Here is a 22,826-nt window from a genome sequence, read left to right as displayed (position 1 = left end):
AATGAAACAACGCATTCTGATCTGGGGCGCGGGCGCCATCGGCGGAACGATCGGCGCGTATCTCGTGCGCGCGGGTCACGACATCACCTTCGTGGACATCGACCGCGAGCACGTGGAAGCGATCCGCGATCCGGCGCGTGGCTTGTCGATCACCGGTCCGGTAGATCGATTTACGGTAAGCGCGCCAGCTTTCCTTCCGGGTGAAATCGACGGGCAGTGGGACCGCATCTTCCTCGCCGTGAAAGCGCACCATACACGTGAGGCGTGTGAAGCACTGTGGCCGCATCTGACGAAGGACGGCTATGTGCTGTCGCTGCAGAACGGACTGTGCGAGCACGTGATCGCGCAGGTCGTGGGCCGCGAGCGGACGGTCGGCGCATTCGTCAACTTCGGCGCGGACTGGATCAAGCCGGGCGAGATTCACTACGGCAACCGGGCGGCGGTGGTGGTCGGGGAAATCGATGGCGCCTCGACCGAGCGTATCCAGGCGCTGCACGGACTCATGCAGCAATTCGAACCCGACGCCGTCCTCACCAACGAAATCTTCTCCTACCTGTGGGGCAAGCTGGCCTATGGCTCGCTGCTGTTCGCGCAGGCGGTTGGGCAACTGGGCATCGCCGATTGTCTCGAACGTCCCGAACTGCTGCCGCTGTGGCGCGAGATGGCGACCGAAGTCCTGCAGGTGGCGCAGGCGGAAGGGGTGAACGCGCGCGGCTTCAATGGCTTCGATCCGGCCGCGTTCACGCCGCAGTCCGACGAAGCCGCGGCCCGCGCGAGCGTCGCGGCGATGGTGGCGTTCAACCGGCCGAACGCCAAGACGCATTCCGGCGTATGGCGCGATCTCGCGGTGCGCAAGCGCCGTACGGAAGTGGACATGCAGATCAAGCCGGTGGTGGAGACGGGCCGCACGCACGGCATCGACTGCGTGAAGCTGAATGCCTTGTGCGACATGATCCACGAGATCGAGGACGGTGAACGCACGCTGTCCGACCGCAACCTCAACGAACTACTCGAGACATGAACATTTCCTTCGAAGGGCAGGTGGTGGCCGTCAGCGGTGCGGCCATCGGTTTTGGGCGCGTGATCGCCACGACGTTCGCGGAACTCGGCGCACACGTCTATGCCTGCGATATCCGCGCCGACGAACTCGCGACGCTCGCCGCGCCGCGCATCGAAACGAAGGTTGTCGATCTGACGGATCGCACGGCGGCTGCGGCATGGGTTCGCGGGATCGAGGAACACAGCGGCCGTGCGCTCGACGTGCTCGTCAACAACGCGGGCGGCGTGGCCGGACAGGCGCCGCGTCCAGTCGATGAAGTCACCGACGAACAATGGGACCGCGTGATCGAGATCAACCTCGGCACGACCTTCTCGCTGAGCCGCGCGGCCGCGCCCGGCATGAAGCGCGCGGGACGCGGCGCGATCATCAACATCAGTTCCGGCGCGGCCTTGCAGGCTTCGCTCACTGGCGTGCAGGCGTACTGCTCCGCGAAGCACGCGGTGCTCGGCCTCACGCGGCAACTCGCGCACGAACTCGGACCGCACGGGATTCGCGTGAACTCGGTCGCGCCCGGCTTCGTGCGCACCAACGACGCCACCGAAAAGCAATGGGCCGCGATGGGCGAAGCGCGCCAGCGCAGCCTGCTCGACGGCATTGCGCTGCGGCGCTTCGGCACGCCCGAGGACATCACGCGCGCGGTGCTGTTCTTCGCGTCGGAGCTGTCGGGCTTCGTCAACGGGCAGATTCTGTCCGTCGATGGCGGCCGATAAAGCCGGTCCCAATCTGAACCAAAGGAAACCAGGATGACAAACGATCTTTCGAAGCAGACCCTCGAACCCTGGCAATGGCCGGAAGAAACCTGGCGCGCGAAGGTGAATCACACGCGCGCGGGGCGCAGTCTGCGGCCCGCGCACTGGCCGGACGGCGCACGTTGCGCGGTGGCCCTGTCGTTCGACAGCGATCACGAGACCAACGAACTGCGCGACGGCGGCAAGTCCATCAGCCGGATGAGCTGGGGGCAATACGGCGCGCGCGTCGGCATGCCGCGACTGCTTGAACTGCTGGAACGGCACGGCGTCAAGGCGAGCTTCTATGTGCCGGCGGTCGCGGCCATGCTGCATGAAGACGAACAGCGCCGCGTGATCGCCGAAGGACATGAGATCGGCATTCATGGCTGGATTCACGAACTCAACTCGGTGCTGTCCTACGAGGACGAGCGCGATCTGATGCTGCGCTCGTCGGACGCGCTGGAGAAGATCACGGGCGTGCGGCCGGTCGGATTGCGCACGCCTTCGTGGGACTTCAGCCCGCATACGCTGCGCATCGCGAAGGAAATGGGCCTGCTCTACGATTCGTCGCTGATGGCGGACGAAGACTGTTACGAGCTGATGCTCGAAGGCGAGGCGACGGGCGTGGTGGAACTGCCGGTGGAATGGATTCGCGACGATGCCGTGTACTTCAGCATGCATCGCTTCCAGTCGCTGCGCCCGTATACGCCGCCTACCGATGTCTTCGAGATTTTCCGCCGCGAGTTCGACCACGCGTACGAGAGCGGCGGCCTGTTCCAGCTGACGATGCATCCGCACATCATCACGGCGCGCTCGCGCATCTGGATCCTCGACGAGTTGATCACCTACATGAAGACCAAGGACGTCTGGTTCGCCACGCACGCGGAAGTCGCCGCGTATGCGAAGGCGAATGCGGCCTGACGTTTTTTCTTTCGACGCTCCGCGTTTCGCCTCGCGGAGCGCTCCACATCATCTGGACAAGGCATGACGAGTATTCTTTTTTCCCCTTTGCGCATGGGTGCCGTCGAACTCGACAACCGTATCGTCGTGGCCCCGATGTGCCAGTACAGCGCCAACGACGGTTGCGCCAGCGACTGGCATCTGATGAACCTCATGCAGCTCGCCGTCTCGGGTGCGGGGCTGGTGATGCTCGAAGCGACTGCCGTCGAACGGCATGGGCGCATCACGCATGGCTGTCTCGGGCTGTATAGCGATGTCACCGAAGCCGCGCTGGGGCGCGTGATGGCCGCGGCGCGTGGCGTCGGGCAGGGCGTGCGCTGGGGCATCCAGCTGGGCCACGCTGGCAGGAAGGCTTCGGCGCAACGTCCGTGGGAAGGGCGTGGTGCGCTCGGCGAGGGTGAGGACCCGTGGCAGACGCAGGGGCCGTCGTCGCTTGCGTTCACCGACGGCTGGCACACCCCGCAGGCGATGACGAAGGACGACATCCGCCGCGTGCGCGACAGCTTCGTCGATTCCGCGAAGCGGGCGGCGCGTCTCGGGTTCGAGGTGGTCGAGATTCATGCCGCGCATGGCTATCTGCTGCATCAGTTTCTTTCGCCCTTGGCCAATCAGCGTGACGACGAATACGGCGGCAGCCTCGCGAACCGCATGCGTCTGCCGCTCGATATCGCCGCCGCTGTGCGCGACGCGCTCGGCGCCGATATCGCGCTCGGCTTTCGCATCACCGGGACCGACTGGAAGGACGGCGGCATCACGATCGACGAATGTGTCGCGTTCACCGACGCGCTCAAAGCGATCCGCGTCGATTACGTCTGCGTGACCTCGGGGGCAGTGGCGCCTGCCGCCATTCCCGTCGAACCGGGCTATCAGGTGCATCTCGCCGAAGAGGTCAAGCGCCGCACGGGCATGGTCACGCGGGCCGTCGGCTTTATCGCCGATCCGCATCAGGCCGAGGCCATTCTCGCGAACCAGCAGGCCGATTGCGTGGCGCTCGGGCGCGCGTTCATCGACGACCCGCGATGGCCGTGGCACGCCGCCGAAGTGCTCGGCGACGTCAGCCGGATTCGCTATCCTGGGCAATACGAACGCGGCGGCGCCCAGTTGTGGCCGGGTGTCGCGTTGCGGCAGAAGAAGCGGGAGACGCTGGTGAACTGAGCCGCCGATGCGTCATGAAGGCATGTCCGTGAACTGCGGAATGTCAGGATGCTTGAGCCATGTGTGTCGGCGCTTCGTGAACATTTCGAGCATCGGCTGGATGGTTTCGGCATTGTCCAGGCTGCCCAGCATCACGAACACCGTGCCCGGAAACGCGCCGGCGTGGTTCGTGAACAGGCGCGAGCCGCAATCGGGACAGAAGTTCCGGTCGATTCGCTTGCCGGAGTCCGCGATATAGGCAAACGACTTCGGCTTGCCGCTCAGCAACGTGAAGTCGTTTTCCGGAACGCCGACGAACGTGGCCATCACGCCGCCGCTCGCCCGTTGACAGTCCCGGCAGTAGCAATCGGCGATGAAGCCGGGATCGGTATCGAATTCGAATCTCACTGCACCGCATGCGCAGCCGCCCGCATATTTCTTGGCCATTCTGATGCACCTCCGACGTTGGGTATCGACGTGGGCATAGCGTGGCAGAAGGCGATTCGTCAGGCGATGCCGCCGTGCGAATGCGACAGGCGTGCGGGTTGAATGGCAAGATTGAGATACGTAGGCGCGCAACGTGCTTTTGACGCCGTCACTTCGATTCTGAAGTCGCATGGAGGCGCGCGTGGCACGTTGGCAATCGATACTGCTGCTGTTCATACGAAAACAGTGGGTCAGGGCAACGAGTCACCACCTTCTCCCTGAGCATCATGACGTCGGCCTATGGATCGGCCACGAATAACGTCACCCCGCGTGCAATTCTTCTCCTGATTCAGGGGAGCGTCACGCAGAACGCATTGTCGACCTTTGTCGGTTCCTTCCTGTTCAGCATGGTCGCGCTGGTCGTGTTGAAGGTCGGCGTGTACGGACCGCAAGGACGGTCGGTGCTGTTCATGATGACGATCACCTCACGCTGCTTGGGCTTGCTCGCGTCGGTGAGACGACCGACAGGGTCGAGCAGGCGACACAGGCCGCAATCGATGCACGGCTCGGTGAGCCTTTCCTTGGCGGTACAGAACTCAAAGATCCCGCGACGGATATTCCGGACAGCGCCGAGCCTTTGCACGCGGGTGTGACCGGATACGTGCAGTACGTGGACATGGCCGCACTCGACGCTCAAGGTTTGTCGAGATACAGCTTCGATTGCAGAAGACTTGTCGGGCGCTTGTCGAAATGGGTGATGACGCGTTTCGCGAAGCCGCGCGTCATCAGTCGCAGCTCGCACTGACACGCGCCGAAGACGCGATGACCCTCGAAGACGACAAGAAACAGGTACGAAGCGTGGCTGAGTCCTTCACGTAACGACTCGTTCGCAAGGTCCCGGCGTCGGCGGATGAGAGATGCGCCTAAGCAGACGGCCCGATGACCGGGCGGCGTCGCGCGTAGATCATGCCCCATCCCAATCCGAGCACACCCGCGAGCACCGAGCCGATCAGGACTGCGAGTTTGGCGACGGAAAGCGTCTCAGGATCGTCGAACGCGAGCATCGATATGAAGATGGACATGGTAAAGCCGATGCCCGCAAGCAACGCCACCAACATCACGCCGCCCCACGCCACACCATCAGGCAAGCGGCACAATCCCGTCCTGACCAGCGTCCACGTCGACACGAACACGCCCAGCGGTTTTCCGAGCACAAGCGCAGCCACCACACCGACCAACACATAGTGAGCCTGGCCGCCGGACGGATCGAGACCCGTAAAACTCACGCCCGCATTGGCCAGCGCAAACAACGGCATGATGCCGTAGGCGACCCACGGATGGAGCGACCATTGCACGCGAACTACGGGCGCCAGCATCTCGCGCTGCGCCAGCCGTAACATCTGCAGCGGTCTGGCCAATTTGTCGGCGTTCTCGTGGGCGGTGCTCTTTTGTGTGACACTGGCAGTCGCCTGCGACATTTCGACGAGCGCGCGCTCGCGGTGGAAAGTGGGCGCGACGGGCGTCATCAATCCGAGCACGACGCCCGCAAGCGTCGGGTGCGCTCCGCTCACGAGCAGACCCGTCCAGATCACCGAGCCGGGAACGATATAGGCCGCCGCGGCGCCGATGCTCATGCGCTGCATGACCAGCACCATCACGACACCGGCGGCCGCGATTCCGAAGCCGGCGTAGTCGAGGCCGGAAGAATAAAAGACCGCGATGATCAATACCGCGATGATGTCATCGACGATTGCAAGCGTCAGAAGAAAGATGCGCAAGTTTCCCGGAATCGATTTCCCGAGCAACGCCAGCACGCCGACAGCGAAAGCGATGTCCGTTGCAGTCGGCACCGCCCAGCCGCGGATTTCTCCCGATGAATAGTTGACCGCGAGGTAAATGAGCGCGGGCGCAATCACCCCGCCGACGGCCGCTGCGAGCGGCAAAACGGCCTGCCGGAGATCGCTCAGGGATCCCTCGTGCATCTCCCGGCGAATCTCGATCCCCACGACCAGAAAAAACACCGTCATGAGCCCGTCGTTGATCCAGAAGTGCAACTGCCTGGAGAACTCGAACGATCCGACCTTGAAGGCGATCGGCGCTTCCCAAAGGTGATGGTATGCGTCAGCGAAGGGCGAGTTGGCCCAAAGAAGAGCAGCAGCGGCGGCAATGAGAAGAATGATGCCGCTCGCAGCCTCGACGTGCAGGAAATGCTCGAGTGCGGTGAGGGCTTGTCGGGCGATGTGCCGGGCTTGTCGTGCGGAATGCTGGAGCATGAAATGGACGTCAAGGATCCAGCGTGGCGGCCCGACCGACGCTGATCCTGTCAAACGCGAATTCGCCTGACACCCTTCCGCCATTGTACAGGCTGAATCTTTACGAAAGTTTTATACCGGCGAACTGAAGCTTTGCGCGATCTTGATGCACGTGGTGCTGCAATGAAGACTGCTCAATCCGCATTGAAGAAGACTGAGATGCTCAAGCTGCTCATTCCCGTGATTTGCCCGGCCGGTGCGCTCGAAGCGGCGCGTCATGCGGCGTTTCTCTTTGCGGAGAAGTGCGTCGCTCACGTTGAAGTGATCGAGATCCTCGATGATGCGGCTCAAAGCCGCGCGGTCGCGTTTCACTCCCGATCGGCGCTGCGTCGGCAAGAGAAGGATTTCATGCGAGATGCCTTGACGAGCACATGTGCGGTGCTGGAAGACGCCGGTGTTCCCTATACCTGGAAGCGCATCTTCGGTTCGGCCGAGAAGTCCATTGCGGCCCACGCGAATCGTGGCGCGGACGTCGTGGTGCTGGATGCGAGCCGCATTGGCCTGCTGCGAAGATGGCTTGTGCTCTTCCGACTCTGGCATCTGACCCGCAAGCCGCTGACGGTCTTGCATTGATTTTCATCTTTGAGACTTTGCTCTCAGCATATCGTGCAACCTGGAAAGCGACGCACGGTGTAAGGCAGGGAACCAAACGGCCAGGGCCCCGGCAGCGCCGTATCGAGCATCGGGGATCACGGCTCAAGTGACGTCAGCAGCCTTCCGAGGTCCCGCAGTTCGACGCGGATGACACCGCCCTTTGGGCTGTCAATGTCCGCGATCAGTGCAAGCGACAACGCGACCGTCGCCGGAAGGATCGTGATGGCGCCGACGGCGGAATCGACCAGGTCAGCTCGCGCGTACTCGGTGCCGATGGCGTTGGCTTCGCTTTCTTCCAAGGACTCCCGGACGTCGTAGCGATTCACCGCCATCGACAGGCTGAATCCAACCAGAAGCGCGAGAAGCGTCAGCGTGGAGGTTTGAATGATGTTGCAGTCGTCGCGGTCATCGGGCGGCAACACGGCCAGACGTCGCAAAACAAACGCGCCGAAGGCCACCGCGCCGATGAAAAGGGCGAGCAAAACTGCGAACAGCACCGCCGGATGGTCGACGAACACATTCATTTGATGTCTCTCGCAGCGTTAGTCAGACTTTGGCGCGACCCTGGTCCCGGCACCATCGCAGCTTCCGCCATCCCGTCATCCCGCTCTGCGCTTCTACCGCCTGGTGAGTGTTGCTACACCGAAAGGTGTCAGCGAGAGCTGAGCTGAACTGGTTCACCAACCGCCGCACGCCAGCGACACCACAAATCCTTGTCTCCAGAGAAGTCGCGAAATTCCCCGGGAGGGACGCAGTGATTTCGATAAGGGGCATTGAACGCACCTTGCCCCAAACCCAACCGAAGCAACCCCCAATTCGCCTCATGCATGTCTCTCATGCGCAGGTTTCAGTGTCGGTTGCATCCGTGATCCGATAGATTCGCAGCGTCCGTTCGCGCTTGCAGCCTTGCAACAAAAACGCAAAAGGACGCGCTTCCACTCAAGCGAAGCATATAAAAAATAACTCGGAGGAGATTGGATGAAAAGGTACGTGCTATTGGCACTCGTCCCTGGCGCGCTCGCGGTTCCCGCCTACGCACAATCGAGCGTCACGCTGTATGGTCTTCTGGATGTCGGGATCAGTTATGCGGTCGGCTCGCAGCGAGCCGTAGTCAAGGGTCGTCCGGTCGGCGGTGGAAACCAGCTCGCCATGACCGACGGCGCGTTCGGCCTGAGCGGAAGTCGTTGGGGCATTCGCGGCACCGAAGAACTGGGCGGCGGCTTGCGAGCCTTCTTCACGCTCGAAAGCGGCTTTACGCTGAACAACGGCGCCTTTGCGCAAGGCGGCAGCGAGTTCGGCCGGCAGGCTTTCGTGGGCATCGAGTCGGGACTAGGCCGGGTCGCCCTAGGCCGGCAATATGATCCGCATCTCGACATCGTTGCACCGTTCTCCGCCGCGTGGCAGTTCGGCGGCTATGCGGCCACGCATCCAGGCGACATCGACAACCTGTTGAGCACGCGCCGGCTGAACAACAGCATCAAATACGTGATGCCGAAGATCGGCGGCATCACGGCGGAAGCGTTGTACAGCGTGGGCGGCGCAGCAGGATCGAATGCGCGCAACTCGGCCTGGTCGCTCGGCGCCGCCTACGACGGCGGAGCGCTGCGTGCCGGTACCGCCTGGCTCTCCGTGCGCAATCCGAACGTCGCCTTCTATGGCGCGAATCCGAACGGTGCGGGTGTCGGTGCAAACAATCTCGGCTCGCTCGGCAGTGCGACGACGCCCGAGAGCAATCCACTGTATGCGGGCTATGCATCGGCCAATGCGTTCGATCTCTTCGGGGCCGGCGCATCCGTCACGTGGCAGGCGGCCACCGCCGGCGTCATCTACACCAATGTCCGTTACACAGGTCTCGGCGATGTCGCGACGTCCGGGCCCAATCCGCTCGGATACACGGGCACGGCGGCCATCAACACGGTCGAACTGAACCTGCGCTACCAGTTCTCGGCGGCGCTGCTCGCCGGGGTGACGGCGAGCCTGACACGCTCGGCATCGGTGGGCGGGCACGAAGGCGCCTGGTATCGCCAGCTCGGTCTGGGAGCCAGCTACGCGCTCTCCAAACGCACCACGGTCTACACCACCGCCGTCTATCAGCGCGCGAGCGGAATCGACTCGACCGGCAATGCCGCAGTCGCGTCGATCTCCGGCTTGAGTCCGTCCGCGACCCATGCCCAGACCGCCGTGCGCGCCGACATCGCCCATCGCTTCTAGGCCCGATGCAGCGCGTGCACTTGGCGAATGCACAGGTTTCAGTGTCAACGCCTGCGCAGATCCGCTAGATTTCATTCATAAAAAATCCAGATCAAATCCAGGAGACACCACGATGGAAGGCTCGCACACGGCCCTTTCGGAGCCGATTGCCGCATCTTCGAGTGATACCCGGCACTCCGTCATGCGCAGCGCCATTCTGCTGCTCGCGACGTCGCTGGGACTGGCAGGCGGTTACACCTCGCTGTTCGCCGGCACGACGGGCGTCTTTTTGCTGCCGATCGCGTCATCGCTCGGCTCCGGCCGTGCGGTCGCGTCCACCTGTCTTGCCATGGCATCGCTCGGACTTGCGCTGGGCGCACCGATCGCCGGCAAGCTGATGGACCGCTACGGCGCCTATCGCGTGATCGCGTGGTCGCTCGCGCTGTTCGTGGCGAGTTTCCTCCTGATCTGCGTCGGCCCCGCAACGCCGCTGTTGATCGGCTTCAAGACCTTCGTGATCGGGCTGCTTGGCGTCGCGACTTCGCCGGTCGGCTACCTGCCGATCCTGGCGCGTTCGTTCGAGCGCCGGACGGGCTTTGCGTTCGGGGTTGCATCGATCGGCGCGGGAATCGGTGCGGCGTCGGCGCCCTGGGTCGCGCGCTGGGCGATGACCCGCTACGGCTGGGAGCAAGCCTATGCCGTGCTCGGCGTGCTCGCGGCAGTCATGGGTGTGGCCGCGCTGTTGCTACTGCGCGTCGACCGCCAGGCAACGCTGCCGATTCCCGCAGCCTCCCGCGGCGGCAAGCACGGACCGTCGAACTCGCTGCGCGAGTCGCTGGCCGAGCCGCGCTTCTGGATCATCAGCATCAGCATCGCGATTGTGGCGGCGGTCGGATTGGGCAGCATCGTGCATATTCCCGCGTTGCTTACCGACAAAGGCTTGTCGGCGAACCAGGCCGTGGCCGGCGCGGCGTTCTCGGCGATCGGCCTCACCATCGGCCGATTCGGCGCGGGCGTGCTGCTGGACATCGTGCCGGCTCGCGTGGTGGCCTGCGGCGCGTTTCTGCTGGGCGCTGTCGGCGGGCTGATCCTCGCAACCTCGTCGCACAACCCGTCCTACGCGTTGCTGGCGACGGGCGCGGCACTGACCGGCATGCTCGTGGGCGCGGAAGGCGATCTGATGCCGTTCCTGGTGAAGCGCTACTTCGGTCTGAGCTCGTTCGGCTCCGTGTACGGCGTGATGATTTCGCTGTTCTGTCTCGGCACGCTGGGCGGACCGATTCTTTTCGGCATCGCTTTCGATCGCCTGCAAAGCTACACGCCCGTGATGATGTTCGCGTCGGCTGCATGCGTCGTCAGCGCATTCGCGATCACCTTGATCGGCCCGTACCGCTATCCGCGTTGATCCCCGCGTCACGACGCATGGTTTCGATACGCAAGTGAATTCTTCAATGGAAAGTGCGAGATGAAAATTGTTCGTTTTGAGCACGCAAGTCGCCAGCGGTGGGGCGTTCTGAATGACGACCAGGTGACCTCGATCGACGCTGCCGATACGTTCGAACAGGCCATAGCACAGGCGCGCTCCGGCGCCGCTGGCGAGACCGTGCCGCTCTCCGCCGTGAGGCTTCTGCCGCCGGTCGGGCGCGATGCGAAGATCATATGCGCGGGCTTGAACTATCGCGCGCATCTGGTGGAAATGAAGCGTGCCTTTCCCGAGTATCCGTCCATCTTCGTTCGCTTCGCCAGTTCGCTGGTCGGACATGGCGAGCCGGTAGTGCGTCCCTTCAACTCCGACTGCTTCGACTACGAAGCGGAACTGGCGGTTGTCATCGGCAAGCCTGCGCGGCATGTGAGCGTCGAGCACGCGCTCGAATACGTAGCCGGTTATACGTGCATGGCCGAGAACTCGGTGCGGGATTTCCAGCAGCACAACACACAGGCGACGCCGGGCAAGAACTTCGAGCGTTCGGGCGCGCTGGGTCCGTGGATCGTCACCGCCGATGAAGTGCCCGATCCAGGCAGGCTCGTGCTGACTGGCCGGCTCAACGGCGAAGAAGTACAGCGCTCCGGAACGGATGATCTGATCTTCAGCGTGCCGCAGTTGATCGCCTACCTCAGTTCCTTCACCACGCTCGATGCCGGCGATGTCATCGCCACCGGCACGCCCGAAGGCGTGGGCATGACCCGGAAGCCGCCGCGCTATCTGCGGGAAGGCGATGTCTTCGAAGTTGACGTGTCGGGCATCGGCACGCTTGCCAATACGGTGACCAACGAGCGGAGGCCGCATGTCGGATGAAGCAGCGCTTGCAGCGTCGAAGGCGTGTACGGAAACCGTCTTCGCATTCTTCCGCTGTCTCGACGAGCGTACCCACGAGCTGGCGGTGTCGTTGTTCGCGCCGGATGGCGTGTGGCATCGGAACGGCGAAGCACTGCGCGGCCGCGAAAGCATCGCCCGGGCGCTCGCTGCGCGTCCCGAGACCCGGAGAACGTTCCATGCTGTCTGCAATCCGCTGGTGGCGCGGGTGGATCGTACCCATGCCGAAGTGAGCTTCTTCCTGATGGCCTTCGAAGCGCAACGCACGGACGCAAGCGACACACCGTCGATGACACCCTCGGCAGTGCGGCGCTGCATCGACACGCTGGTCTTCGACGGCGAGCGTTGGCTGATCGCGAGCAAGTCGAGCGAGCGTCATCTTCCATTCATCTGATTCGATGTAGCCGGCAGCGACCACGATCGCCCCACACTCCATTCACATTTGGCAGGATAACTGATGACACAAGAAGCAATCTGGATAACTGAATCCGATGTATCGAATCTGGTGCCGCTCGACGACGCCATCGATGCGCTGGAGAACAGCCTCGGCGAGATCGCCAACGACACGGCGTTCAACGTTCCCAAGGCAATCGGCGATATCGGCGATGGCGGCTCCATGCATGCGCTCGGCTCCGCGTCGTTGCGCGAAGGCGTGTGCGGCTTCAAGACATGGGTGCATACCGCCGCCGGCGCGAAAGCGGTGTTCTCGCTGTTCAGCACCGAGAACGGCCGGCTGCTCGCCATGCTCGAAGCAAACACGCTCGGCCAGATCCGGACCTCCGCGATGACCGCTGTCGGCACGCGCTGGATGGCCGACAGGCACGCGAGCGACATGGCGATCATCGGCAGCGGGCGTCAGGCACTCGCGCAGATTTTTGCCGTCAACGCGGTTCGGCCGCTCAAGCGTTTGCGCATCTGGAGTCCTACCGCCGAGAAGCGTCACGCGTTCTTCGAGAAGGTGGCAACCAGTCTAGGCTCGGTGCAGGTCGTCGAGGCAACCTCGCTCGAAGATGCAGTCGATAGCGCCGAAATCGTGACACTCGTCACGCGGGCGACGCAGCCTTTCTTCGACGCGCGGTTGCTTGCGCCCAATGCGCACCTGAATGCGGTTGGCGCGATCCTGCCGCACAACGCGGAGTTCTTTCCCGACGTGTTCGAGCGCGCCGGCGCGATCGTGGTCGACAACCTCGTCAACACGCAAAAGGCGTCCCGCGAATTCATCGACTTCTTCGGCTCGGCGAATGAAGGCTGGGCACACGTTCAGACCTTGCCCGACGTCATTCGACACGGCCTCGACAGGAAGCGTGAAGGCGATATCACGCTCTTCAAGGCCATGGGCATGGGCATATCGGATCTGGCTGTCGCCAAGCTTGCCTATGAGCGCGCGGTGACGGGACACGGCGCGGAGATCCGTCTGCCGCTCAGCGGTCCTGCGCCAATCCGCTGGTCCAGGAACTGACCGGCTCCCACCTCACAACAAGTTCAGGCATATCGGAGGACTCCATGAGCGAACCCACATTCACGATGCTGGACGGCAGCGCAGCCGCACCGGCGCCCATCACACCCTGGCAACCGCTGCTCGTCCCGCGCGAGGAGATCGAGCGCGAGATCAGCCGACTGAGCGAGATGCCGCTGCCCGAGGACGGCCGGCGTGCGGCGTTGATCGTTCATCCGTCGTGCACGGATGGCTCGATGGGCTTCGCGCCCGGCATCGACGTCACCATCAGCGTCGTCAATCCAGGCGAAGAGACGCGTGCGCTGATGCGCAATTCCAATCAGATCGAGTTCTGCATCCGTGGCTCGGGTAGCGTCAAGGTCGGGACGGAAGCGCACCAGTTGAGCAAGTGGGGAACGCTCACCATACCTTCGATGCAGGCGTATTCGCACAAGAACACCGGCGACGAGCCTTGGGTGCGTCTCACGTATTCCAACGCGCCCTTGTTGCGCAAGCTGGCCGTGCACTGGATCAACTATGCTGATTCGGTCACCGAACGCAACGTCGAGATCTCCGCGACCGGACTCGACCACAGCTATAACCGCAACAACGCGCCTGACCGGCAGATCTCCGACGCAGGCGCGCGGCTGCGCGGTTATGAATTCCTGACGGATATCGAAGTGGTGCGCAACCGGCCGCTGGTGTGGCCGTGGGAAGCCGTCGCCGACATGCTGACGATGGAGAACGGCGACGCGAAGCGCAACATCATCCTTCTCTATAACCCGGCAACGGAACGTCGCAACGGCACGACCCACTCGTTCTTCGCCACGATCTTCTCGCATCCCGTGGGAAAGCCGGCACGCAAGGTCGGACGTGGTCATAAGCACAGCTCGGTCGCGATCAACTATCACTTCACGGGGCACGGAAGAAGCATCGTCGATGGCGTCGAGATTCCATGGAAGGCGGGCGACCTGCTGCTCTCGGGACCGTCGTGGTCGGAGCATGCGCACTACTACGATGAAGAGGCCACCTTCATTCTCACGATCCAGGATCATCCGCTGCACATCGGTATGGAGTCGCTGATCTGGCAGGAGCGCATGGACGGCCCCATTCTGAACCTCGGGTCGGAAGCCGGGCAGACGGGTTATGTCGGTCCGCGCATGGCGGGCTGATTCATGACGGTCCCATGCAACCTCCATCCGACAGCCAAAAGGAAAAGGTCGATTCATGCTTCCGCAAGACACCATCGCGCAACTCGCCCGCCAGTTGTATGAGGCGCGCAGGACGCGCGTCCAGTTGCCGCATTTCACGAAACAGTATCCGCAGATGACCGTCGACGACGGCTATGCGATCCAGCGTGCGTGGGTCGCGCTCGAAGTCGCGGACGGCCGCAAGATCAAGGGACGAAAGATTGGCTTGACGTCGCGTGCGATGCAGCAGGCAAGCCAGATTACCGAGCCCGATTTTGCGCCCCTGATGGACGACATGTTCTTCGAGGGCGGCGGCGATATCCCGTTCGATCGCTTCATCGCGCCACGCGTCGAAGTGGAGCTGGCCTTCGTCATGAGCCGTCCGCTCAAGGGCCCGGGTATCACGATGTTCGACGTACTGTCCGCGGCGAGCTATGTGGTCCCGGCCATCGAGATCATCGATGCGCGCATCGAACAGCGCGACAGCGAAACGGGCGCGATGCGCCGGGTCTGCGACACCATCAGCGACTTCGCGGCGAACGCCGGCATCGTTCTCGGCGGACGTCCGATGAACCCGCTGGAAGTGGATCTTCGCTGGATCGGCGCGATGCTCTACAAGAACGGCGTCATCGAAGAAACCGGGCTCGCGGCCGGCGTGCTGAATCATCCGGCAAACGGCGTGGCATGGCTCGCGAACAAGATCGCGCCCTACGACGAACAGATCGAGGCGGGCGACATCGTGCTGGCGGGTTCGTTCACGCGACCGTGCTTCGCGGCATTCGGCGACAGCTTCCATGTCGACTACGGTCCGCTCGGCGCGATCTCGTTCCGCTTCCATTGAGGACTCTAGATGCAGATTCGCGAAAATTCATTTCGACGGGCGCTGCACGCGGGAGAGCGGCAGATCGGGCTGTGGGTGGGACTCGCCGACGCCAATGCCGCCGAGCTGCTCGCCGGAACGGGCTTCGACTGGCTCCTGCTCGACAACGAGCACGCGCCCAACGATGTACGGACGACGCTGGACCAACTTCGTGCGATCGAGCCGTATTCGTCGCACGCAGTTGTACGTCCGGTGCGTGCCGATGTGTCGCTCGTCAAGCAATACCTGGACATCGGCGCGCAGACGCTGCTCATTCCAATGATCAACACCGCCGAAGAAGCACGCCTGATGGTGCAGGCCATGCGCTATCCGCCCGAGGGCATACGGGGGCTTGGGGCAGCGCTGGCGCGGGCGTCGCGCTGGAACCAGATCGACGACTATCTGAATCAGGCCAACGGCGAGGTTGCCTTGCTGGTTCAGGCCGAGACACGGCAAGCCATGAGCAACCTGCACGAGATCGCATCGACCGAGGGCGTCGACGGCGTGTTCTTCGGCCCATCCGATTTGTCCGCGGACATGGGTTTGCGCGGCCAGGCCAATCATCCCGATGTGCGAGCGGCGATCATCGAGGGCATCGCGGTGGTGCGAAGCGCAGGCAAGGCGGCGGGTGTCCTCGTGACGGATGGCAAGCTCGCGCATGACTATCTGGAGGCCGGCGCGCAGTTCGTGGCCGTCGGTGTCGACACGACCTTGCTGGTGCGTGCGGCAACCGAGCTTGCGCGCAGTTTCAGGAACGCGGCTCTTGTCGCGAAGAGCGCGTCGCATGCGAACGACGGCGCTTACTAGACCTCGATCAGACTGGAAAAGGAAGCTGGATGAGCGATAAACCACTGTTCGTGATCACGGGCGGCAGCCGCGGCATTGGCGCGGCCATTGCGCGTCGCGCCGCGATGACGCATCCCGTGGTGATTCTCTATAAGAACGACGCGCTTGCTGCGCAGGGTGTCGTCGACGAGATCGAAACAAACGCGGGCAAGGCGTGGGCGATCCGCGCGGACATGGGCGACGAGCACGCGCTGCTCGACGCGTTCCGGCAGATCGACGAACTGGGCCGCATCGGCGTGCTGGTGAACAACGCGGGCATCACGGGCGGCACGTCCCGCGTGGCCGATCTCGATAGCGACAACCTGGCGAAGGTGTTCAGCGTCAACGTGATCGGCGCATTCATCGCCACGCGCGAGGCGGTGCGACGCATGTCGACGGAGCGAGGCGGCGCGGGCGGCGTCATCGTCAACATGTCTTCGGGTGCGTCGGTGCTGGGTGCGCCCAACGTATGGGTCCACTACGCGGCGACCAAGGGCGCGATGGATACGATGACCATCGGCTTGTCGAAGGAACTGGCGCAGGAAGGCATTCGCGTCAACGCGGTACGGCCCGGCGTCATCGACACGGAATTGCACCAGCAGCGCACGGCCGATTCGCTGGCTCGCTTTGCGAGCACGATTCCGCTGGGACGCATGGGAACGGCGGACGAAGTCGCGGAAGCGGTGGTGTGGCTGGCGTCGCCCGCTGCTTCTTATGTGACGGGCTGCCTGATGGATGTGCGTGGCGGACTATGACGATCGCCTTCGGGTAACCATCATCGCGCCGTCAGCGCCGCGACCGATTGCTCGTCTGACTTGAACAGGGAAAGAAAGGTCTCGCGCAGCCATGCGTGAGCGGGATCGGTGTCGAAGCGCGTATGCCAGTACATGCGGACATCGAAGAACGGGCAGGGGAAGGGCACGTCGTATACGTCGAGCGACATGCTGCGCTGAAAGTGCGCGGCGACGCGTGAGGGCACGGTGGTGAGCAGATCAGACTGCGCGATGACGCTCGGCAAGGCGAAGTAGTTCGGCATGCGCATGACCACCGTGCGCCGGATGTTGAGATCCTCGAACGCGGACTCGACCGGGTCGTCCAGTTGTTTGATGGCGACATGCGAACCCGACTGGAATTCGTCGAGTGTCAGCGCATTGGAGGCGCTGTCAGCACGATCCCGCTTGCGCGTCACGACCACGCATTGGTCGCGAAACACATGGGCATGCCGAATGGTCTGCCGGGTCATGTTCAGGTGACCCACCACGAGATCCACTTCGCGTCCCACCAGCATCTGTTCATAGCTCGAACGCGGCGCCTGGAAGATCGCGAGTTTCACCTTTGGCGCAATCTCGTTGAGGCGGCTGAGCAGGCGAGGAATGAACAGGATCTCGCCCACATCCGACAGCAGCAGGCGGAACTCGCGCGTGCATTCTTCCGGCAGGAATTCGATCGAGTCCAGCAGGGAATCCTGAATGGTGGCGAGCGCGGAACGTATGGGTTCCGCGAGGCGCTCGCAGCGGGCCGTCGGTTCGAGTCCGGCGGACGTTCTGATGAACAAGCGGTCGCCGATGGCCTCGCGCAGCCGCCCGAGTGCGTGACTCACCGCCGGCTGACTGAGATGGACTTCCTTGGCGACTTCCGACAGGTTTCGCAGGCGATAAACAGCGTCGAAAATCTTGAGGAGATTGAGGTCCAGGCGGTTGATGTCCATTTGAATTGTCTGTATCGCTCTGGCCCGCGGAGAGGGTGACAAGGGTACAACGAAGGTCAGGTTTTGAATAGAAGCGCTTACGCGAACATGAGTACATCACCGATAGTCCTGCTCGATCAAACCGGCTTTGCGCAACGCGTCGAACGTCGCCAGCTTTTCCTCCTCCATCGCCTTGATGAAACCGGCGCCCAATCGGGATGGCTTGCGTGATGCCGGAACGAGAAGCTCGATGGCGTTCCGGATGGAAAACTCGAGCGGCCGGAAAACGATGTTCTTGAAGCGGCCTTCGAGAAACATTAGCGGGTCGGTAATGGACACACCGATTCCATTCGCAACCATCGCGCATAGCACGCTGGCCGATTGCGATTCCGCGACGAGATTGCGTTTGACATTGCGTTCGGAGAAGGCAAGGTCCACTACATGCCGCGTCGGATCTTCGAGCGCCAGCGAGATGAATCGCTCGCCTTCGAAGTCTTCTTGCCGAAGCGAATGCTTGCGCGCAAGCCGATGACCTTTAGGCAGAACGGCAACTGCACTGTTCGCCATGAATGTATGGGTAGTGATACCGGCGAATCCTTCCTTCGGACCGGCGAATCCGAGTTCGCATAATCCGCCCGCCGTGTACTCCCAGACCTGACTGCTCGGCCTCGACTGAAATGAAATCGTTGCTTCCGGAAAGCGGTCGAGGAAGCGACGCATTGCCCGTGGAGCGAAATCGAACGAGAGCGCCATCAGGCTGGCCACTCGCAGTCGCCCGTTACCGAATTCCTTGATGTCCCGCGCAGCCTGACCAAGCCGGTCCAGTCCGGCGAAGCTGTGCTGCACTTCGCGGAAGAACGACAGCCCTTCGTCGGTGGGTGTCACGCGCTGCTTCTCACGATTGAACAGCTGGAACCCGACGTCTTTCTCCAGCGCGGCGATGGCCCGGCTGATGTTCGGTTGTGCCACACCCAAAGCCGCTGCGGCCCGGTTGATGCCGTTGTGCAGCATTACCGCCCGAAACAACTCGATCTGCCGCATATCCATGCTTTCACCTCGCTGCGTTGATATCTCGATTGAATCAACTACATGCAATTTGATATTTGACAGATATTATTGCCGGCTCGACACTTTTGAACAAGATGAACCGGGCTCAAGAAGCCGCCGGCATCGAGTCATCGCTCTTCGAATCTCCGGACCGCGGCGCCGCCAATCGCGCAACGCCACCCAGTCCGGCAGCACTGTGCAAGCAAGACCTGAGGTTATCGATCGAGTCGCAGCGGATCACGCTCGCGGACTGGATTCGCTTTGCCTTGTAAAACGCGAGTCGTTCTCGCATGAACCAGGGATATTCATGAAACACGTTGTCCGCAACCCTTTGTTGATTGGATTCAGAAGTCTCGACGGTCAATCGCATTTCGGCGTGGGAGACTGGTTCGAAGGCGATCCGGCGTCGAGAAGCCGCGGCGAGCCGACCTCGGTCGCCGCCGAATACAGACCGAGCGAGTTGTCGTTGCCGCCATGCGTCGGACCGATGCGATCGTACGGTGCCTGGTTGCCCTACCTCGACTTTCCGTCGCTCGGCGAAGGCGGAACGCCGGCCGTCGATGTGCCCGCGCTTGCAGATGCGATGGGTCTCGACAGGCTGATCTTCAAGCGCGAGTCGGCGAACCCTACCGGCAGCCATAAAGACCGGATGACGCCGCTGGCATTGGCCCGTGCGATCGAAACCGGTGCCGCCGGCGTGGTCTGCGCCAGTTCCGGCAACGCAGCGATTTCCCTCGCCGCGTACGCGTCGGCTGCAAGTGTGAAGTGCCGCGTGCTGGTGACGGCATCGATCTCGGATGCGTATCGAAGTCTGCTCGAACGGATGAATGCGGAGATCGTCGTGTGCCGCACGCATCTGGATCGCTGGAAGGTGATGGCCGGGATGGTGTCGGAAGGCTGGTATCCGATCACCAACTTCGCCTTGCCCGCGGTCGGGAGCAATCCCTATGGCGTGCAGGGCTACAAGACGGTCGCCTACGAAATCTTCCAGCAGGCAGAGGCCGTCGATGATGTCGTCGTGCCGTGTGCGCGGGGAGATCTGCTATGGGGCATCGGCGAAGGCTTCGACGAACTGAAGCGCGCCGGGATGATCGACAAGGTGCCGAGGCTGCATGCGGTCGAGCCATTCCCGCGCCTGTCGCGAGTCCTGCAAGGTCAGGCAAAGTCGACGGATCTTTTTTCGGGCGACACGCAGCAGTTTTCCATCGCCGGCGATACGACCACCGATCAGGCCGTCAGAGCCGTGACGGCGAGCCGCGGGTCGGCGGTCTGCGTCGACGACACGCTTGCAGCTGTGGCACAGAGCGACGCAGCGCGCCACGGCTTCGATCTTGAACTCAGCTCGGCCTCGGCGCTCGGCGCCATCCGCATTCTGAAAGCGAACGGCACGCTGCCGCACGGGGCGACCGTCGTGATGATCGCGACGGCCAGTTCGGCGCGCGAACCCGTCGCAGCAGGCGCGCCGCTGGCTGCACCAAACGCATGACCATTCAAAGAATCAGGAGATGCAACGTGAACCTCGATCGCTCGACCGGAACGCTCAGAAAGTGGTTGTCATGGATCCTGGCGCTGCTCGCGCTCGGCACGCCATGGATCGTCAACGCACAATCCCCGATTCAGACGCCGGCTGTCATCAAATCGGCAGGGGTGTTGCGCATCGCCAGCTACATCGGCTTTCCGCCGCTCGAATTCGACAAGGACGGTCAGATGATGGGCGCCGAAATCGATCTCGGGAAAGCGCTGGCCGACAAGCTCGGCGTCAAGGCGTCGTTCTCGAACGTGCCGTTTGAAGGCATCATCCCCGGGCTGCTGTCGGGCCGTTTCGACATGGCGCTCTCGGACATGTCGGATACCGAGGCGCGGCGCAAGCAGGTGGACTTCGTCGACTATGCGCAGGCGTTCACGTCGATCATCGTGCAAAAAGGCAATCCGCGGCATATCCGGAGTCTCGGCGATCTGTGCGGCCTTCCCGTCGCGACCCAGCAAGGCAGCATGCAATCGACCATTCTCGAACAGCAGAGTTCGAAGTGCGCCGCCGACGGCAAGCAGCCGATCGCGATCTCGAGGTTTCCCAGCCAGGCACAGGTCAGTCTGGACCTGAAGTCGGGACGCAGCGCGGCGGAAGTGCGCGATTTTGCGCTCGGCGTGTACGAGGTCGATCAATCGGAAGGACGGCTGGAAGTGGTCAGCGTCGATGGCAAACCTGCGATGGTCGGTGAATCCGGCAAGGTCGGGATCGCCGTGAAGAAGGGCAATCTCGAACTTGCCAAGGCCATCCAGGCCGCGCTGCAATCGTTGAAAGCCGACGGGACTTATGAGCGGATCTTCGACAAATGGAATGTCAGCGCGGAGAAGATTTCCGACTTCACCATCAACGACGGCCAGTGAGGCACACGCATGCCGGTCAACCCCATCATGAAAGGCGCGGCCACGCCGCTCGGCGCCGCCGCTGCTACCGCCGGCAGCGCGCTGCCGTACCGGAAGCGCAGGCGCACGGGCGCTTGGATCGTATCGATTGCCATCGTCACGATCCTGGCCACGCTCGCGCTCGATGTCGCGCACACCCGCGCGATCAACTTCGCGGCCGTCCCGCGCTTTCTGCTCGATCCGCGGATTCTCGCGGGCGTGAAAATCACGCTGGTACTGACCGTTGCCGGACTGGTGATCGGCGTGTTGTGCGGACTGCTGCTGGCGTGCGCAAGGTTATCGAGGATCGGGGTGGCGCGCACGCTGAGCGCCACCTACACGTGGGCGTTTCTCAGCGTGCCCGGTCTCGTCCAGCTGATCTTCTGGTACAACCTCGCGATCGTCTTTCCGCACATCCATCTGGAGTTGCCGTTCCTCGGCACGATCTGGGAAGGACAGACGAACGCGATCATCACGGCGATGACTGCGTCGATGATCGGACTCGGGCTGCATGAAGCGGCCTATTTCTCGGAGATCATCCGCTCCGGCATCATCTCCGTCGATCGCGGGCAGGTCGAAGCCGCGCAGAGCCTCGGCATACGCAGCCGGACGATCCTCTTCAAGATCGTGATGCCGCAGGCGCTGCGCGTGATGCTGCCTTCGGGCATGACGAGAGTGGTCGCGCTGATGAAGGACACGTCGCTCGTCGCGGTCATCGGCGGAGGCGACATCATGACCCACGCGCAGGAAATCTACTCCGACAACTTTCTCATCATCGAACTGCTGCTCGTGGTGAGCGCGTGGTACCTGTTCATGGTCTCCGCGCTGATGCTCGCTCAGGCGGCGGTCGAGCGATGGGCTTCCCGTTACCAGCGCTCCAGCGGGGCGGCGCCGGTCAGGAGCGCTGTCGTGGAGGAACTCGCATGAGTGCGCCCGTTGATATCGTCTGTGCGCGCAACGTAACCAAGCGATTCGGTGACGCTGCCGTCCTTGCCGATTTTTCTCTCACCGTCCGACAGTCGGAAGTCGTGGTGTTGATCGGCGCATCGGGTTGCGGCAAGACCACCTTCCTGCGCTGCATCAATGGTCTCGAGCAGATCGACTCCGGCGAGCTGACCGTCGCGGGGACGCCGGTGGGATTCGTACGCGAGAAGCATTGTTATCGTGAGGCGTCGGACAGGCAATTGGCGGAAATGCGTACCCGGATCGGCGTGGTGTTCCAGAACTACAACCTCTTCCCGCATTTGAACGTCCTCGATAACGCCGCATCCGGACTGCGTTTCGCGCTGAAGAAAAGCTGGAAGGAATCGCGCGAGCGAGCGATGCACATGCTGGAGCGCGTCGAAATGGCCGGCAAGGCGAATGCTTACCCATCCAGTCTGTCCGGCGGTCAGCAGCAGCGCGTCGCGATTGCACGAGCGCTTGCGATGGAACCGCAACTGATGCTCTTCGATGAACCGACGTCGGCGCTCGATCCGCGCATGGCCTCGGAAGTGCTGAAGGCGATGCGCATGCTCGCGCGGGAAGGGATGACGATGGTGGTGATCACGCACGAGATGCGCTTCGCTGCCGAAGTGGCTGACCGGGTAGCCTTGATCGAACAGGGGCGGGTAGCGCGCACCGGCACGCCTTCCGAAGTATTGAACATGAATGGATGAG

Annotated in this window: 24 protein-coding genes; 19 read left to right on the top strand and 5 right to left on the bottom strand. The window is 62.7% G+C overall.

The features are described 5' to 3' along the window. The first annotated feature begins 1 nt into the window (after position 1). The 4 genes from QCE64_RS19780 to QCE64_RS19765 all read left to right on the top strand — a co-directional run bounded on the left by QCE64_RS19780 (position 2) and on the right by QCE64_RS19765 (position 3,903). Positions 2-1,021, top strand: coding sequence for a 2-dehydropantoate 2-reductase (locus QCE64_RS19780; RefSeq protein ID WP_309931909.1), 1,020 nt, complete (start codon positions 2-4; stop codon positions 1,019-1,021). Continuing rightward, entirely contained in the window at positions 1,018-1,770 is a 753-nt protein-coding gene (locus QCE64_RS19775) for an SDR family NAD(P)-dependent oxidoreductase (RefSeq protein ID WP_310005671.1), read from the top strand. The genes QCE64_RS19780 and QCE64_RS19775 overlap by 4 nt, the downstream gene beginning before the upstream one ends. A gap of 33 nt (positions 1,771-1,803) precedes the next feature. Next, the gene (locus QCE64_RS19770; protein WP_309927801.1) at positions 1,804-2,709 is read left to right on the top strand and encodes a polysaccharide deacetylase; all 906 of its coding nucleotides are present in this window, start codon (positions 1,804-1,806) and stop codon (positions 2,707-2,709) included. A 63-nt stretch (positions 2,710-2,772) separates the two neighbouring features. Continuing rightward, on the top strand, positions 2,773-3,903 hold the full coding sequence (locus QCE64_RS19765) for an NADH:flavin oxidoreductase/NADH oxidase (RefSeq protein ID WP_309927798.1): 1,131 nt from the start codon (positions 2,773-2,775) through the stop codon (positions 3,901-3,903). A 12-nt stretch (positions 3,904-3,915) separates the two neighbouring features. Here the strand turns inward: QCE64_RS19765 and QCE64_RS19760 are convergent, their stop codons facing one another. Continuing rightward, entirely contained in the window at positions 3,916-4,329 is a 414-nt protein-coding gene (locus tag QCE64_RS19760) for a GFA family protein (RefSeq protein ID WP_309927797.1), read from the bottom strand. A gap of 266 nt (positions 4,330-4,595) precedes the next feature. On the opposite strand from QCE64_RS19760, the gene QCE64_RS37980 reads away from it, so the two are divergent. Beyond that, entirely contained in the window at positions 4,596-4,961 is a 366-nt protein-coding gene (locus QCE64_RS37980; protein WP_404987401.1) for a DUF2254 family protein, read from the top strand. A 270-nt stretch (positions 4,962-5,231) separates the two neighbouring features. On the opposite strand, the gene nhaA is transcribed toward QCE64_RS37980, so the two are convergent. Then, positions 5,232-6,581 (bottom strand): Na+/H+ antiporter NhaA, encoded by a 1,350-nt coding sequence (gene nhaA, locus QCE64_RS19750; protein ID WP_309927793.1) that lies wholly within the window; start codon positions 6,579-6,581, stop codon positions 5,232-5,234. Between the two features lie 198 nt (positions 6,582-6,779). Between nhaA and QCE64_RS19745 the strand changes: the two genes are divergently transcribed. Further along, on the top strand, positions 6,780-7,193 hold the full coding sequence (locus QCE64_RS19745) for a universal stress protein (RefSeq protein WP_309927792.1): 414 nt from the start codon (positions 6,780-6,782) through the stop codon (positions 7,191-7,193). 116 nt (positions 7,194-7,309) lie between these two features. On the opposite strand, the gene QCE64_RS19740 is transcribed toward QCE64_RS19745, so the two are convergent. Further along, entirely contained in the window at positions 7,310-7,738 is a 429-nt protein-coding gene (locus QCE64_RS19740; protein WP_309927791.1) for a hypothetical protein, read from the bottom strand. 454 nt (positions 7,739-8,192) lie between these two features. Here QCE64_RS19740 and QCE64_RS19735 point away from each other — a divergent pair, with 454 nt between their 5' ends. The 9 genes from QCE64_RS19735 (at position 8,193) to QCE64_RS19695 (ending at position 16,782) form a co-directional block, all read left to right on the top strand. After that, positions 8,193-9,425: a porin gene (locus QCE64_RS19735; protein ID WP_310005669.1), complete on the top strand. Its 1,233-nt coding sequence runs from the start codon at positions 8,193-8,195 to the stop codon at positions 9,423-9,425. A 181-nt stretch (positions 9,426-9,606) separates the two neighbouring features. Then, positions 9,607-10,809: an MFS transporter gene (locus QCE64_RS19730; RefSeq protein WP_309931922.1), complete on the top strand. Its 1,203-nt coding sequence runs from the start codon at positions 9,607-9,609 to the stop codon at positions 10,807-10,809. A gap of 60 nt (positions 10,810-10,869) precedes the next feature. Then, positions 10,870-11,700 (top strand): fumarylacetoacetate hydrolase family protein, encoded by an 831-nt coding sequence (locus tag QCE64_RS19725; RefSeq protein WP_310005668.1) that lies wholly within the window; start codon positions 10,870-10,872, stop codon positions 11,698-11,700. After that, entirely contained in the window at positions 11,690-12,112 is a 423-nt protein-coding gene (locus QCE64_RS19720) for a nuclear transport factor 2 family protein (protein ID WP_310005666.1), read from the top strand. Before QCE64_RS19725 ends, QCE64_RS19720 begins: the two co-directional genes overlap by 11 nt. A gap of 63 nt (positions 12,113-12,175) precedes the next feature. Next, the gene (locus tag QCE64_RS19715; RefSeq protein ID WP_310005664.1) at positions 12,176-13,177 is read left to right on the top strand and encodes an ornithine cyclodeaminase family protein; all 1,002 of its coding nucleotides are present in this window, start codon (positions 12,176-12,178) and stop codon (positions 13,175-13,177) included. Between the two features lie 44 nt (positions 13,178-13,221). Further along, the gene (locus QCE64_RS19710) at positions 13,222-14,325 is read left to right on the top strand and encodes a hypothetical protein (protein WP_309927781.1); all 1,104 of its coding nucleotides are present in this window, start codon (positions 13,222-13,224) and stop codon (positions 14,323-14,325) included. A 55-nt stretch (positions 14,326-14,380) separates the two neighbouring features. Next, positions 14,381-15,184 carry a 2-oxo-hept-4-ene-1,7-dioate hydratase gene (hpaH, locus tag QCE64_RS19705; protein ID WP_310005663.1) on the top strand — a complete coding sequence of 268 codons (804 nt, stop codon included), beginning with the start codon at positions 14,381-14,383 and terminating at the stop codon, positions 15,182-15,184. Positions 15,185-15,193: 9 nt separating this feature from the next. Then, positions 15,194-16,009: a 4-hydroxy-2-oxoheptanedioate aldolase gene (gene hpaI, locus QCE64_RS19700; RefSeq protein WP_310005661.1), complete on the top strand. Its 816-nt coding sequence runs from the start codon at positions 15,194-15,196 to the stop codon at positions 16,007-16,009. A 29-nt stretch (positions 16,010-16,038) separates the two neighbouring features. After that, entirely contained in the window at positions 16,039-16,782 is a 744-nt protein-coding gene (locus QCE64_RS19695) for an SDR family oxidoreductase (protein ID WP_310005659.1), read from the top strand. Between the two features lie 20 nt (positions 16,783-16,802). On the opposite strand, the gene QCE64_RS19690 is transcribed toward QCE64_RS19695, so the two are convergent. Further along, complete coding sequence (locus tag QCE64_RS19690) at positions 16,803-17,735, bottom strand: LysR family transcriptional regulator (RefSeq protein WP_309927774.1); 933 nt, start codon at positions 17,733-17,735, stop codon at positions 16,803-16,805. Positions 17,736-17,831: 96 nt separating this feature from the next. Then, positions 17,832-18,761, bottom strand: coding sequence for a LysR substrate-binding domain-containing protein (locus QCE64_RS19685; RefSeq protein ID WP_310005657.1), 930 nt, complete (start codon positions 18,759-18,761; stop codon positions 17,832-17,834). Here QCE64_RS19685 and QCE64_RS19680 point away from each other — a divergent pair. Genes QCE64_RS19680 through QCE64_RS19665 form a run of 4 tightly spaced genes read left to right on the top strand, consistent with a single transcriptional unit; the run spans position 18,760 to position 22,825 of the window. Continuing rightward, complete coding sequence (locus QCE64_RS19680; RefSeq protein ID WP_310005654.1) at positions 18,760-20,247, top strand: pyridoxal-phosphate dependent enzyme; 1,488 nt, start codon at positions 18,760-18,762, stop codon at positions 20,245-20,247. The two genes, QCE64_RS19685 and QCE64_RS19680, sit on opposite strands and share 2 nt — an antisense overlap. 26 nt (positions 20,248-20,273) lie before the next feature. Beyond that, a complete protein-coding gene (locus QCE64_RS19675; RefSeq protein WP_309931937.1) occupies positions 20,274-21,149 on the top strand; it encodes an ABC transporter substrate-binding protein in 876 nt (291 codons plus the stop codon). A gap of 9 nt (positions 21,150-21,158) precedes the next feature. Further along, complete coding sequence (locus QCE64_RS19670; RefSeq protein ID WP_310005653.1) at positions 21,159-22,094, top strand: amino acid ABC transporter permease; 936 nt, start codon at positions 21,159-21,161, stop codon at positions 22,092-22,094. Next, positions 22,091-22,825 carry an amino acid ABC transporter ATP-binding protein gene (locus tag QCE64_RS19665; RefSeq protein ID WP_310005650.1) on the top strand — a complete coding sequence of 245 codons (735 nt, stop codon included), beginning with the start codon at positions 22,091-22,093 and terminating at the stop codon, positions 22,823-22,825. The genes QCE64_RS19670 and QCE64_RS19665 overlap by 4 nt, the downstream gene beginning before the upstream one ends. The last annotated feature ends 1 nt before the right edge of the window (position 22,826 follow it).

It is taken from the genome of Caballeronia sp. LZ043 (assembly GCF_031451075.1).
Taxonomy (GTDB): domain Bacteria; phylum Pseudomonadota; class Gammaproteobacteria; order Burkholderiales; family Burkholderiaceae; genus Caballeronia.
Note: the sequence above shows the minus strand (reverse complement) of the source record. Positions and strands in the feature narration are given on the sequence as shown.